This is a genomic window from Bradyrhizobium sp. CCBAU 51745 (genome assembly GCF_028128715.1).
In the GTDB taxonomy this organism is placed as follows: Bacteria; Pseudomonadota; Alphaproteobacteria; order Rhizobiales; family Xanthobacteraceae; genus Bradyrhizobium; species Bradyrhizobium manausense.
Window position 1 is genome coordinate 26,450 of record NZ_LBJP01000067.1, and the last position, 13,524, is coordinate 39,973.

Annotated in this window: 10 protein-coding genes; all 10 read left to right on the forward strand. The window is 65.4% G+C overall.

The window, feature by feature from the left end:
• Positions 1 to 38 precede the first annotated feature (38 nt).
• The 10 genes from mraY to ftsZ all read left to right on the forward strand — a co-directional run bounded on the left by mraY (position 39) and on the right by ftsZ (position 13,391).
• Positions 39 to 1,142 carry a phospho-N-acetylmuramoyl-pentapeptide-transferase gene (mraY, locus tag XH98_RS16235; RefSeq protein WP_057754400.1) on the forward strand — a complete coding sequence of 368 codons (1,104 nt, stop codon included), beginning with the start codon at positions 39 to 41 and terminating at the stop codon, positions 1,140 to 1,142.
• Positions 1,143 to 1,251: 109 nt separating this feature from the next.
• Complete coding sequence (gene murD, locus XH98_RS16240; protein WP_271619216.1) at positions 1,252 to 2,649, forward strand: UDP-N-acetylmuramoyl-L-alanine--D-glutamate ligase; 1,398 nt, start codon at positions 1,252 to 1,254, stop codon at positions 2,647 to 2,649.
• A 253-nt stretch (positions 2,650 to 2,902) separates the two neighbouring features.
• Complete coding sequence (gene ftsW / locus XH98_RS16245; protein ID WP_271602538.1) at positions 2,903 to 4,054, forward strand: putative lipid II flippase FtsW; 1,152 nt, start codon at positions 2,903 to 2,905, stop codon at positions 4,052 to 4,054.
• A gap of 110 nt (positions 4,055 to 4,164) precedes the next feature.
• Positions 4,165 to 5,265 (forward strand): undecaprenyldiphospho-muramoylpentapeptide beta-N-acetylglucosaminyltransferase, encoded by a 1,101-nt coding sequence (gene murG, locus XH98_RS16250; RefSeq protein WP_442868594.1) that lies wholly within the window; start codon positions 4,165 to 4,167, stop codon positions 5,263 to 5,265.
• 150 nt (positions 5,266 to 5,415) lie between these two features.
• Positions 5,416 to 6,819 carry a UDP-N-acetylmuramate--L-alanine ligase gene (gene murC, locus XH98_RS16255; protein WP_271619217.1) on the forward strand — a complete coding sequence of 468 codons (1,404 nt, stop codon included), beginning with the start codon at positions 5,416 to 5,418 and terminating at the stop codon, positions 6,817 to 6,819.
• 4 nt (positions 6,820 to 6,823) lie between these two features.
• The gene (gene murB / locus XH98_RS16260) at positions 6,824 to 7,744 is read left to right on the forward strand and encodes a UDP-N-acetylmuramate dehydrogenase (RefSeq protein WP_271619218.1); all 921 of its coding nucleotides are present in this window, start codon (positions 6,824 to 6,826) and stop codon (positions 7,742 to 7,744) included.
• Between the two features lie 96 nt (positions 7,745 to 7,840).
• Positions 7,841 to 8,827, forward strand: coding sequence for a D-alanine--D-alanine ligase family protein (locus tag XH98_RS16265; RefSeq protein ID WP_271619219.1), 987 nt, complete (start codon positions 7,841 to 7,843; stop codon positions 8,825 to 8,827).
• Between the two features lie 347 nt (positions 8,828 to 9,174).
• Entirely contained in the window at positions 9,175 to 10,191 is a 1,017-nt protein-coding gene (locus tag XH98_RS16270) for a cell division protein FtsQ/DivIB (protein WP_271619220.1), read from the forward strand.
• The gene (gene ftsA, locus XH98_RS16275) at positions 10,188 to 11,510 is read left to right on the forward strand and encodes a cell division protein FtsA (protein WP_057754425.1); all 1,323 of its coding nucleotides are present in this window, start codon (positions 10,188 to 10,190) and stop codon (positions 11,508 to 11,510) included. The genes XH98_RS16270 and ftsA overlap by 4 nt, the downstream gene beginning before the upstream one ends.
• Positions 11,511 to 11,597: 87 nt before the next feature.
• Complete coding sequence (gene ftsZ, locus XH98_RS16280; protein WP_271602543.1) at positions 11,598 to 13,391, forward strand: cell division protein FtsZ; 1,794 nt, start codon at positions 11,598 to 11,600, stop codon at positions 13,389 to 13,391.
• Positions 13,392 to 13,524 lie beyond the last annotated feature (133 nt).

A 13,524-nucleotide genomic window follows, 5' to 3' on the forward strand; every position in this document is an offset into this window, starting at 1 on the left:
AGCGAAGGCCGCGCGAAAGGCGCCATAGGACCGACTGAATGTTTTACTGGCTGATAGAGCTCTCCAACACATTTCCGGGCTTCGGTGCCGTGCGCACCGTTCTCAACGTTTTCCGCTACATCACCTTCCGAACCGGCGGTGCAATTGCCACCGGCGCGCTGTTCGTGTTCCTGTTCGGACCCTGGATCATCGATCATTTGCGCATCCGCCAGGGCAAGGGCCAGCCGATCCGCACCGATGGTCCGCAATCGCATCTGGCCAAGAAGGGCACGCCCACCATGGGCGGGCTGATGATCCTGTCCGGACTGACAGTCGCCACGGTGCTCTGGGCCAATCCGCTCAATCCTTACGTCTGGATCGTGCTGGCGGTGACGCTCGGCTTTGGCTTCGTCGGCTTCTATGACGATTACCTCAAGGTGACCAAGCAGACCACGAGCGGCTTCGGCGGCAAGCTGCGCCTGCTGATCGAAGCGATCATCGCGCTGGTCGCCTGCTACGCGCTGGTGCGGCTGAACCGCGATCCCGCCTCGACCGCGCTGACGGTCCCCTTCCTGAAGGACACCGTGCTGCATTTCGGCTGGTTCTTCGTGGTGTTCGGCGCCTTCGTCATCGTTGGTGCCGGCAATGCCGTGAACCTCACCGACGGTCTCGATGGCCTCGCGATCGTGCCTGTCATGATCGCGACCGCGAGCTTTGGGCTGATCGCCTATCTCGCCGGCAACGCGGTGTTCGCCGACTATCTCCAGATCAAATATGTCGCCGGCACCGGCGAACTGGCGGTGCTTTGCGGCGCGCTGCTGGGTGCCGGGCTCGGCTTCCTCTGGTTCAATGCGCCGCCGGCCTCGATCTTCATGGGCGACACCGGCTCGCTCGCGCTCGGCGGCATGCTGGGCTCGATCGCGGTCGCGGTGAAGCACGAGATCGTGCTTGCGGTGATCGGCGGCCTGTTCGTGCTGGAGGCGGTCTCGGTGATCGTGCAGGTGGTATCGTTCAAGCTGACGGGCAAGCGCTTCTTCCGCATGGCGCCGATCCACCACCATTTCGAGCAGCTTGGCTGGACCGAGCCGCAGATCGTGATCCGCTTCTGGATCATCTCGGTGATGCTGGCGCTCGCCGGCCTTTCCACGCTGAAGCTGCGGTGATGATGTTGTCTGCTCTGAATCGTCATTCCGGACGACGCGAAGCGGCGATCTGGAATCTCGAGATTCCGGGTTCTCGCTTCGCGAGCCCCGGAATGACGGAGAAGAATTCATGATCCCGGTCACATCCTTTGCCGGCAAGACGGTCGCGGTGTTTGGCCTCGGCGGCTCGGGGCTGGCCTCGTGCCATGCGCTGACGGCCGGTGGCGCCGAAGTGATCGCCGCCGACGACAATGCCGAGAATGTCACCAAGGCGGCGCAGGCGGGTTTCATCACCGCGGATTTGCGCAACGCCTCCTGGGACAATTTCGCAGCGCTGGTGCTCGCGCCCGGCGTGCCGCTGACCCATCCGGTGCCGCACTGGAGCGTGCTGAAGGCGCGCGAGGCGGGCGTCGAGGTGATCGGCGACATCGAGCTGTTCTGCCGCGAGCGGCGTCGTCACGCGCCGAACGCGCCGTTCGTCGCCATCACCGGCACCAATGGCAAGTCGACGACGACGGCCTTGATCGCGCATCTGACGAGGGTTGCCGGCTACGACACCCAGATAGGCGGAAATATCGGCACCGCGATCCTGTCGCTGGAGCCGCCGCGCACGGGCCGCGTCCACGTCATCGAGATGTCGTCCTACCAGATCGACCTCACGCCCTCGCTCGATCCCTCCGTCGGCATCCTGCTCAATGTCAGCGAAGACCATATCGATCGTCACGGCACGATCGAGCATTACGCCGAAGTGAAGGAGCGCCTGGTTGCGAGCGTGCAGGCAGGCGGCACGTCCATCGTCGGTGTCGATGACGGCTGGTGCCGCGACATCGCCGACCGGCTCGATCGCGCCGGCAAGAACGTGGTGCGGATCTCCGTCAAGAATCCGCTCGCTTCAGGTATTCATGTCGAGCACGGCAGCATCGTGCGGACCGCGGGCGGCGCCCGCAGCGAGATCGCCAAGCTCGGCGGCATCGGCTCGCTGCGCGGCCTGCACAATGCGCAGAATGCGGCGTGCGCCGCTGCCGCTGCGCTTGCGATGGGCATCAGCCTCGATGTGCTTCAGAACGGCCTGCGCAGCTTTCCGGGGCTGGCGCATCGCATGGAGCAGGTCGGCCGCCGCGGCAACGTGCTGTTCGTCAACGACTCCAAGGGCACCAACGCGGACGCTACAGCCCATGCGCTCTCGTCCTTTGCCGACATTTTCTGGATCGCCGGCGGCAAGCCGAAGGCGGGCGGCATCACCAGCCTGACGGGATTCTTCCCGCGCATCCGCAAGGCCTATCTGATCGGCGAGGCCGCGCAGGAATTTTCGGGTACGCTGGGCGCGGTCGCGCATGAGATCAGCCAGACCCTGGATGTCGCGGTTGAGCACGCCGCGCGCGATGCGGAAGCGTCAGGGCTTGCCGACGCCGTCGTGCTGCTGTCGCCGGCCTGCGCCTCGTTCGACCAGTACCGCAACTTCGAAATCCGCGGCACCAAGTTCCGCGACCTGGTGCAGGCGCTGCCGGGCGTGAAGCCGGTGGTGTGAGGGCGCGGCTGCTCCTCCGCTGTCGTCGCCCGGCCAGTGCCCAATTGCGCAGTAGGACCGGGGGACCCAGTATTCCAGAGACCGTGCTTGAGCCGAGGGGCCGCGGCGTACTGGATGCCCCGGTCGAGCCGGGGCATGACAGAGTGTTTTGTGGCGTCTGCGGAGCTCATCTCGAAACATCCGCATTCCCTTAACCCTCCGGTAACCAACCTCGGCGACCAATGGACGGACCTCTGTCCGAAAGCGGCCGCCCATGCTCTCCCGTGAAGAACGCACCCCCTTTTCCGAGTGGTGGTGGACCGTCGACAAGCCGCTGTTCGGCGCGATCCTGCTCTTGATGCTGACCGGCGTCATCCTGTCGCTGGCGGCGAGCCCGTCGGTTGCAACCCGCATCGGGCTCGATCCCTTCCATTTCTTCAGCCGTCACGTGATGTTCCTGGCGCCGTCCTTCATGGTCCTGCTCGGCGTCTCCTTCCTGTCGCCGCGCGCGATCCGGCGTTCGGCGCTGATCATCTTCGCGCTCAGCATCATCCTGATCGTGGTGACGCTCGCTATTGGACCCGAGGTGAAGGGCTCGCGGCGCTGGATCACGCTCGTCGGCGTCAATATCCAGGCCTCCGAAATCGCAAAGCCGTCCTTCGTCGTCATCGCCGCCTGGCTGTTCGCGGAATCGACCAGGCGACCGGAGATGCCGGCGACCTCGATGGCGCTGGTGTTGCTCTTGATGCTGGTCTCGCTGCTGGTGATGGAGCCGGACTTCGGCCAGACCATGCTGATCCTGATGGTATGGGGCTCGCTGTTCTTCATCGCGGGCATGCGCATGATCTGGGTGTTCGGGCTTGCCGGCCTCGGCGCCGCCGGCCTGTTCAGCGCTTATCTGTTTGTCCCGCACGTCGCCGGCCGCATCAAGCGCTTCATGAATCCGGCCTCCGGCGACACTTTTCAGGTCGATACCGCAATGGAGGCCTTCTACAACGGTGGCTGGTTTGGGCTCGGACCGGGCGAGGGCATCGCAAAACGCAGTCTGCCTGATAGTCACACCGACTTCGTGTTTGCGGTCGCCGCCGAGGAGTTCGGCATCATCCTGTGCCTTGCCATGCTGGCGCTGTTTGCCTTCGTCGTCATCCGCACGCTGTCGCGCGCCTATGCCAATGAGGACATGTTCTCGCGCTTTGCGGCCTCTGGGCTAGCGATCCTGTTCGGCGTCCAGGCCGCCATCAACATGTCGGTCAACCTCCAGCTCATCCCCGCCAAGGGCATGACGCTGCCGTTTATCTCTTATGGCGGCTCTTCGATCGTGTCGCTCGCCTATGGCGTCGGCATGATGCTGGCGCTGACGCGGCTGCGCCCGCGCACCGAGGTTGAGGCGAGTGGCCACGCCGAGGCGATGCGGAGCTACGCGTAGTTCTTCGTCATTGCGCGCGCAGCGAAGCAATCCAGACTGTCCCCGCGGAGGGATTCTGGATTGCTTCGCTGCGCTCGCAATGACGGGGGAGACACTGTAAAACGTGAATTATGGATCAATCTCCCCTGATTCTTCTCGCCGCGGGCGGCACCGGCGGCCACCTGTTTCCGGCCGAGGCGCTCGGCGTCGAGTTGATCCGGCGCGGCTTTCGCGTGCGTCTCGTCACCGATGACCGCGCGCTGCGCTACAGCGGGCTGTTCAGCAAGGACATGATCGACGTCGTCGCGAGCGAGACCGCGCGCGGCCGCAATCCGATCCAGCTCGCTTATGCCGGCCTCACGCTCGCCACCGGTACGCTGTCCGCTTACAGCCTGATCAAGCGATTGAAGCCCGCTGCCGTCGTCGGCTTCGGCGGCTATCCGACATTGCCGCCACTGGTTGCGGCAAAATTCGCCGGCGTGCCCGGCATCATCCACGACGCCAATGCGGTGCTCGGCCGCGCCAACCGTTTCCTGTCGAGTCGCGTCGAGGCCATCGCGACGTCGCTTCCGGGCGTGCTCGATCGCGATCCCGCGCTTGCGGCTAAGACCACCACGGTTGGCACGCCGATGCGGCCCGCGGTGCTCGCCGCGGCGGCGGTGCCCTATGCCGCACCTGAAGGGAACGGACCGTTGCGCCTGCTCGTCGTCGGCGGCAGCCAAGGGGCGCGCATCATGGCCGACATCGTGCCCGGCGCGATCGAGCGGCTCGAGCCCGCTTTGTGGGGCCGTCTCGTGCTGACCCAGCAGGTACGCGACGAGGATATGACCCGCGTGCGCGCGGTCTATGACAAGCTCAAGATCAAGGTAGAGCTCGCGCCGTTCTTCACCGATCTGCCGGCGCGGCTCGCCTCCAATCATTTGATCGTGTCGCGTTCCGGCGCCGGCACGGTGGCCGAGCTCGCCGCGATCGGGCGGCCCTCGATCCTGGTGCCGCTGCCGGGCTCGATCGACCAGGACCAGTTCGCCAATGCCGGCGTGCTGGCCAGGGTTGACGGCGCGATCCGCATCCCGCAGACCGAGTTCACCTCCGATCGGCTCGCCTCGGAGATCTCCGCCTTTGCCGCCGAGCCGGCGCGCCTCGCCGCCATGGCGGCCGCAGCCAAAGGGGCAGGCCGGCTCGATGCCGCCGAGCGGCTGGCCGATCTGGTGGTTAAGGTTGCGGGACTCTGACGCCTGTTCCGCCCCGGAATGGCCAAAAAAGCCCCTTGTCATGCCCCGCGAAAGCGGGGCATCCAGTACACGACGCAGCTGATTTGAATCTCAGGCGTCGCGGAATACTGGATCGTCCACCTTCGCGGACGATGACCCCAAGGAAACCACATGAGACTGCCGCGCGAGATCGGACCCATCCACTTCGTCGGGATCGGCGGAATCGGCATGAGCGGCATCGCCGAGGTGCTGGTCAATCTCGGCTATGCCGTGCAGGGTTCGGACGCCTCCGACAATTACAATCTCGACCGCCTGCGCAAGAAGGGCGCGAAGGTCTGCGTCGGCCACAAGGCCGAGAATGTCGACGGCGCCGAGGTCGTGGTGGTCTCTACCGCGATCAAGCGCGACAATCCGGAATTGATGGCGGCGCGCGAGCGGCGCATTCCCGTGGTGCGCCGCGCCGAGATGCTGGCCGAATTGATGCGGCTGAAGAGCTGCGTCGCGATTGCCGGCACGCATGGCAAGACCACGACCACCACGATGGTCGCGACCCTGCTCGACGCCGGCGGGCTCGATCCCACCGTGATCAACGGCGGCATCATCAACGCCTATGGCTCCAACGCGCGTCTAGGCGCCGGCGACTGGATGGTGGTGGAAGCCGACGAAAGCGACGGCACGTTCCTGAAGCTGCCGACCGATGTCGCAATCGTCACCAACGTCGATCCTGAACATCTCGACCACTTCAAGACATTCGACGCGGTGCAGGACGCGTTCCGCCATTTCGTCGAGAACCTGCCGTTCTACGGCTTTGCCGTGATGTGCATCGATCATCCCGTGGTGCAGACCCTCGTCGGCAAGATCGAGGATCGCCGTATCATCACCTACGGCCATAACCCGCAGGCCGACGTGCGACTGCTCGACCTGACGCCGATGGGTGGCGGGTCGAAATTCAAGGTCGCCTTCCGCGATCGCAAGACCGGCGCCGTGCACGAGATTCCTGATTTGATGCTGCCGATGCCGGGCCGCCACAACGCCTCCAACGCGACCGCCGCGATCGCGGTGGCGCGCGAGCTCGGCGTCTCCGACGATGCGATCCGCAAGGCGATCGCCGGCTTCGGCGGCGTCAAGCGCCGCTTCACCAAGACCGGCGAGTGGAACGGCGTCACCGTGATCGACGATTACGGCCATCATCCCGTCGAGATCGCAGCCGTGCTCAAGGCAGCGCGGGAATCCACCAACGGCAAGATCATCGCCGTGGTGCAGCCGCATCGCTACACCCGCCTGCAATCGCTGTTCGAGGAATTCTGCACCTGCTTCAACGATGCCGACGCCGTTGTCGTCGCCGATGTCTATGCCGCGGGCGAGACGCCGATCGACGGCATCGACCGCGATCATTTCGTCGCAGGTCTGCGTGCCCACGGCCATCGCGAGGTGATCCCGCTGCCGGCGGCGACGGAGCTTCCTGAAATCGTCAAGGGGCTGGCAAAGTCGGGTGATCTCGTCGTCTGTCTCGGCGCCGGCAACATCACGCAATGGGCCTATGCGTTGCCGGATCAATTGAAGGCGTTGGGGTAAGGCCGTGACCTTCCCCGACATCACCCCCTCACTCAAAGCCGCGATGCCGGATCTGCGCGGCCGGTTGCTGGCGAACCAATCGCTCGCCGAGCTCACCTGGTTTCGCGTCGGCGGTCCGGCGCAGGTGCTGTTCACGCCGGTGGATGAGGATGACCTTGCTTATTTCCTCGCGCATCTCGCCAGCGACATTCCGGTCTATGTCGTTGGTGTCGGCTCCAACCTGATCGTGCGCGATGGCGGCATTGCCGGTGTGGTGATCCGTCTTGCGCCGCGCGCCTTTGGTGAGGCCACCGCGAGCGGCGATACCGTCACCGCCGGTGCGGCCGCGCTCGACAAGCGCGTCGCGGAGGTCGCGGCCAGCGCCAATATCGGTGGGCTCGAATTCTTCTTCGGCATTCCCGGCACGATCGGCGGCGCGCTGCGGATGAATGCCGGCGCCAATGGCGGCGAGACCAAGGACGTGCTGATCGAGGCACGCGGCGTCGGGCGCGACGGCACCAGGTACATCTTCCCCAACGCCGACATGAAATTCGTCTACCGCAATAGCGGCGTCGATCCTTCCATCATCTTCACCTCCGCGCGTTTCCGCGGCGAGATCAGGGATGCAGAGGCGATCCGCGCGCGGATGGCGCAGGTGCAGAGCCACCGCGAGAGCGCGCAGCCGATCCGCGAAAAGACCGGCGGCTCGACCTTCAAGAATCCACCCGGCCACTCAGCCTGGAAGCTTGTGGATGCGGCCGGCTGTCGCGGCCTGCGGGTCGGCGGTGCCCAGGTCTCCGAGATGCACTGCAATTTTCTGATCAACACCGGCGATGCCACCGCGCACGACATCGAGACGCTCGGAGAGACCGTGCGCGAACGGGTAAAGGCAAGTTCCGGAATTGAGCTGCAGTGGGAAATCAAGCGGATTGGAATCCCTATTTAACGGTCATTCCGGGGCGCGCGGAGCGCGAACCCGGAATCTCGAGATTCCGGGTCTGGTGCTTGCGCACCATCCCGGAATGACGAAATGCGAGGAAACATGCGTATCACCATCCTCTTCGGCGGCTCCAACCGCGAACGTCTGGTTTCCGTGGCATCAGCCCAGGCGCTGCATCAGGCATTGCCCGAGGCCGATCTCTGGTTCTGGGACGTCGAGGACAAGGTGCATGTCGTGCAATCGAAGCAGCTGCTCGAGCATGGCCGTCCGTTCGAGGACGAGTTCAAGCCCGGCACGCGTGGCATTCCGCTTCCGCAGGCGCTCGACCAGGCCAGGGTGGAAGACCGTGTTCTCGTGCTGAGCCTGCACGGCGGAAGCGCCGAGAACGGCGAATTGCAGGTGATGTGCGAGACGCGCGGCGTGCCCTTCACCGGCTCCGGCTCCGCCTCCTCGCATCTTGCCTTCGACAAGATCGCGGCCAAGCGCTTTGCCGCGATCGGCGGCGTGACGCCGCCTGTGGGCATCGCGCTCGAGAACATCGACGACGCCTTCGCCGAATACGGCAAGCTGATCGCAAAGCCGGCGCGCGACGGCTCGAGCTATGGCCTGATCTTCGTCAACGCCAAGCAGGATCTCGTCGCCGTCCGCAACGCCGCCAAGCACGAAGAATATGTGATCGAGCCCTACATCGCGGGCATCGAGGCGACCTGCGGCGTGCTGGAGCGGCCGGATGGATCGATCATCTCGCTGCCGCCGATCGAGATCATTCCGGGCGAGGGCAGTTTCGACTACGCCGCAAAATATCTGCTGTCGACGACCCAGGAGATCTGCCCGGGCCGCTTCACGCCCGAAATCACCGCCGCGCTCAAAGAGCAGGCGATGCTGGCGCATCGGGCGATGTCCTGCACCGGCTATTCCCGCTCCGACTTCATCGTCTCGGAGAAGGGGCTGGTCTATCTCGAAACCAACACGCTGCCCGGGCTGACCAAGTCCTCGCTCTACCCCAAGGCGCTGAAAGCCGAGGGCATCGCATTCGTCGACTTCCTCCGCGGCCTGATCGAGCTCGCCGAGCGGCGGGTGCGGAAATAATTAGGATTGGTTAACGGCCGGACCGGCAAAAACGCCCAGTTTGGTGCCCAAAGCCGGTAAAATGCCGGACATCGTGGCGCAACTGCCTCACTTGCCTGGGCAAAAAGCATCCCGCGTTAACGAATTTTACCTTTTGTTTACCAGGACGTCCGAAGGTTAACGCTGGCGGCGCATATGGCGTTTTGGCTGCCGGCGCGTGAGCCGTTTCGGATTGTTCCCGATCGGTGAACGCTTGAAGGGGAGCGGCTTCTTCTGCCGAAGACCATCACCCGGCCCGGCACGTCCGAGACGTCATGTTCGCCAGGACCCGCGCAATGTCGTGGGCAAACTGTTGACGAGCTCGTGCAATGGATGGAGCAGGAAGCCTCACCCGATCGTTTATGAGATCGCTGAGGCCCCAAGCTGACCTGAAGGCGGCCGCTATCGGAGCGGTCGTGCTTTTGCGCGAGTGGGTGGAAGATAAACGCGCCGAGAAGCGCATCGCCCTCAAGAAGAAAACCAAGCCCAGGGTCGTCGTCGAGCGTGAGCCGCCGCCGCGCCTGGTGGCGCTGGTCGAGCGCTATCTGCCGCGCCGGGTCGGGATCACCATGACCGTGCTGCTGCTGATCGGCAGCTGCGGCCTCGGCATCGTCAAGGGCGGCCATCTCCAGGATTTCGTCACCGCGGTCAGCGATGCGCGCAACGCCATGGCCAATTCGGCCGGCTTCCGCATCACCTCGGTCGTGATCAACGGCCGCAAGCAGCTGAGCCAGGACGAGATCCTCGCGATCGGCGGCGTCAGCGGCCGTTCCTCGCTGCTGTTCCTCGATGCCGACGACGTCCGCGACAAGCTCAAGGCCAATCCCTGGATCGCGGATGCGACCGTGCTGAAGCTCTATCCGGGCCAGCTGTTGATCGAGATCACCGAGCGCAAGGCGTTCGCGCTGTGGCAAGAGGCCGGCCGGCTCTCCGTCATCGCCGACGACGGCGCGCTGCTCGAGCCCTATGTCTCGCGCCGGTTCCTGTCGTTGCCGCTCGTGGTCGGCAAGGGCGCCGACACCCAGGCACGCGACTTCCTGGCGCTGCTGGCGCGCTACCCGCAGGTGAATTCGGTGACCAAGGCCGCGATCTATGTCGGTGAGCGGCGCTGGAACCTGAGGCTGAAGGACGGCCTCGACGTCCGCCTGCCGGAGCAGGACGTCGGCAACGCACTTGCCGCGCTCTCCAAGCTCGACAAGGACGAGCGCCTGTTCTCGAAGGACATCGTCGCGATCGACATGCGCCTGCCTGACCGTCTGGTGGTGCAGCTGTCCGACGACGCCGCCAAGGCGCGCGAGGATCTGTTCAAGGACAAGAAGAAAAAGAAGGCCGGGGACGCCGCATGACCGGTCTTGATCGCACCCAGACGCCGAAGACGCGCCCGATGCCGCACAAGCGCGGGGGCCTCGTTGCCTGCCTCGACATCGGCACCAGCAAGATCGCCTGCATGATCGCGCGGCTGAAACCGTCGGCGCCGAGCGAAGCCCTGCAAGGCCGCACCCATGCGGTGGAACTGATCGGCTACAGCCAGATCCAGTCGCGCGGCATGAAGGCCGGCGCGGTGATCGATCTCGCCGAATGCGAGCAGTCGGTGCGCCAGGCCGTCGGGCTTGCCGAGAAAATGGCCAAGGTGCGGGTCGAGTCCGTGCTGCTGTCCGTCTCCGGCGGCAGGCTTTCCGGCCAGCTCGTCGAAGCTGCAGCCGATATCCGCGGCGGCGCGGTGACGCCGGCCGATGTCAGCCGCGTCACCTCCACCGGCATGCGCCACGCCACCGGCGAGGGCCGCACCGTGCTGCATGCGCTGCCGGTCGGCTACACGCTCGACGGTGTCAAGGGCATCCGCGATCCCCGCGGCATGGTCGCGCATCAATTCGGCGTCGACATGAATGTCGTCACCTGCGATGCCACCGTGGCGCGGAATCTGATGCTGGCGGTGGAACGCTGCCACATCAATGTCGAAGCCATGGCAGCGAGCCCCTATGTGGCCGGCCTGTCGGTGCTGACCGACGACGAGGCCGATCTCGGCGCCGCCGTGATCGAGATGGGCGCGGGCACCACCACGATCGCGGTCTATTCCGGCGGCCGCTTCGTGCACGCGGCCGGATTTGCGGTCGGCGGGCAACACATCACGATGGATCTTGCGCGCGGACTCTCGGCGACCATTGCCGATGCCGAGCGAATCAAGACGTTATACGGCACCGTCATCACCGGCGGATCGGACTCGCGTGAGCTGATGTCTGTACCGACGGCCGGTGACGACCAGGATCTGCCGCAGATCGTTTCGCGCGCCACTATCGCCAACATCGTCAAGCATCGTGCCGAGGAAGTCTTCGAAATGGTTCGGGACAAGCTGAAGGATTCGCCCTTCGCGGCAGAGCCCAAGGGCCGTGTCGTGCTCTCGGGCGGCGCCTCGCAGCTGACCGGCCTCGTCGAGCTTGGAACGCAAATTCTCGGCCGGCCCGTGCGGGTCGGACGTCCGCTCGGTTTTGGCCGGCTGCCCAACGAGGCGAAGAACGCCGCGTTCGCGGTGCCGGCCGGACTTCTCGTCTACCCGCAATATGTTCACCTCGAACATGTCGAACCGCGGCATACGCGGCAGCAGGTCAAGACAGGGACCGGCGGCTATTTCGGAAAGGTCGGACGATGGCTACGCGAGGGCTTTTGATGACCGCTTTCCGCAAATGTCTGATTTCACCAACTCCCGCGGCCGCAGGCCGGGGCGAACCCACGCGCGCGTGATCGAGAGGCAAACATGACCATCAGCATCAACGTTCCTGATATTCACGAGTTGAAGCCCCGCATCACCGTGTTCGGCGTCGGCGGCGCCGGCGGCAACGCCGTCAACAACATGATCACGGCGGGCCTTCAGGGCGTCGATTTCGTGGTCGCCAACACCGACGCGCAGGCGCTGACGATGTCGAAGGCGCAGCGCATCGTGCAGATGGGCACGGCGGTAACGCAAGGGCTCGGCGCGGGTTCGCAGCCGAACGTCGGCGCTGCGGCTGCTGAAGAAGTGATCGACGAGCTGCGTGATCATCTGTCGGGCGCCAACATGGTGTTCGTCACTGCCGGCATGGGCGGCGGCACCGGCACCGGCGCTGCCCCCGTCATTGCCAAGACCGCCCGCGACATGGGCATCCTCACCGTCGGCGTCGTCACCAAGCCGTTCCACTTCGAGGGCGGCCGCCGCATGCGCACCGCCGAGGCCGGCATTGCCGAGCTGCACAAGGTGGTCGACACGCTGCTGATCATCCCGAACCAGAACCTGTTCCGGGTTGCCAACGAGAAGACCACCTTCGCCGACGCCTTCGCGATGGCGGACCAGGTGCTCTATTCGGGCGTCGCCTGCATCACCGACCTGATGGTCAAGGAAGGCCTGATCAACCTCGACTTCGCCGACGTGAGAGCGGTGATGAGGGAAATGGGCAAGGCGATGATGGGCACGGGCGAGGCCTCCGGCGACAAGCGCGCGCTGACCGCCGCGGAAGCTGCGATCGCCAACCCGCTGATCGACGATTCCTCGATGAAGGGTGCCAAGGGCCTGCTGATCTCGATCACCGGCGGCAAGGACCTCACCCTGTTCGAGGTCGACGAAGCCGCGACCCGCATCCGCGAGGAAGTCGACCAGGACGCCAACATCATCGTGGGCGCCACCTTCGACGAAGCGCTCGACGGCCTGATCCGCGTCTCGGTCGTTGCCACCGGCATCGAGCAGGCCGCGATCGCCCGCAACAGCCAGGCGACCTCCGCTCCGGTCGCGAACGCCGCGCCGCAGCAGCTGCAGCAGGCCCCCGCGGCTCCCGCTGCTGTTGCCGAGAGCCGTCTTGCCGATCTCACCGCGCGCCTTCGCGCCGACAATCAGCGCCTGGCCGAGCGTGCCCAGAAGATGGAAGCGCAGATCCCGGCCGCCGCCCCGGTTGCGGCCGCGCCCGCCGCCGCCCGTCCCAATGTCGAGCGTGCGGCGCTCGCCGCCATCGCAGCGGCCGTTTCCGAAGTCCCGCCCGCGCCGCAGACCTATGGCGACGTCACCGTGCGTCCGATCGCGCAGAAGCCCACGCTGTTTCCGGAACCCGAGCAGGCCCCGCTTGCCATCCAGGAGCCGATGACGCCGGAAACCTTCATCCCGCCGCAGGCCGAGCGTGCGCCGCCTCGCGCGCCCCGGATGCCGCGCCTCGACGAGCTGCCGATGCCGGCCCAGGCCGAGCTGCGTCAGGCCCGTGGCGAGGTGGAAGAAGAGACGCCCCAGAAGACCCGCCTGTCGCTGCTCCAGCGACTCGCCAATGTCGGCCTCGGCCGTCGCGACGAGGAGACCGAGGCCCCGATCGCCGCCCGCACTGCTGGTCCCGCGATGCCGGCGCTGCCCGAGCGCAAGCCGCAGCGGTCGGTGGCGCAGCAAATCGCCGCCAACGAGCCGGTCTCGGAGTACGCCCGCCGGCCCGCGCCGCAGGGTCTCGACGCCCATGGCCGCCCGGCACCTGTTGCGCCGGCGCCACAGGGAGACGACCATCTTGATATCCCGGCCTTCCTGCGGCGGCAGGCAACCTGAGAATTGTTACAATAAGGCAGACGCAAAAAGGCCCCGGCGGGAAGCTTGCCGGGGCCTTTCCTTTTTCCCAATGCAGGTCCGGATTTCATCTTCAAGCAACTGATTTTAAATCATTAATTACCTGTTGGGTGTT

Excerpts from the sequence above, each read along its gene's own strand:
- mraY (WP_057754400.1), top strand. The coding sequence starts at position 39 with ATGTTTTACTGGCTGATAGAGCTCTCCAACACATTTCCGGGCTTCGGT.
- murD (WP_271619216.1), top strand. The coding sequence starts at position 1,252 with ATGATCCCGGTCACATCCTTTGCCGGCAAGACGGTCGCGGTGTTTGGC.
- ftsW (WP_271602538.1), top strand. The coding sequence starts at position 2,903 with ATGCTCTCCCGTGAAGAACGCACCCCCTTTTCCGAGTGGTGGTGGACC.
- murG (WP_442868594.1), top strand. The coding sequence starts at position 4,165 with ATGGATCAATCTCCCCTGATTCTTCTCGCCGCGGGCGGCACCGGCGGC.
- murC (WP_271619217.1), top strand. The coding sequence starts at position 5,416 with ATGAGACTGCCGCGCGAGATCGGACCCATCCACTTCGTCGGGATCGGC.
- XH98_RS16265 (WP_271619219.1), top strand. The coding sequence starts at position 7,841 with ATGCGTATCACCATCCTCTTCGGCGGCTCCAACCGCGAACGTCTGGTT.
- XH98_RS16270 (WP_271619220.1), top strand. The coding sequence starts at position 9,175 with ATGGATGGAGCAGGAAGCCTCACCCGATCGTTTATGAGATCGCTGAGG.
- ftsA (WP_057754425.1), top strand. The coding sequence starts at position 10,188 with ATGACCGGTCTTGATCGCACCCAGACGCCGAAGACGCGCCCGATGCCG.
- ftsZ (WP_271602543.1), top strand. The coding sequence starts at position 11,598 with ATGACCATCAGCATCAACGTTCCTGATATTCACGAGTTGAAGCCCCGC.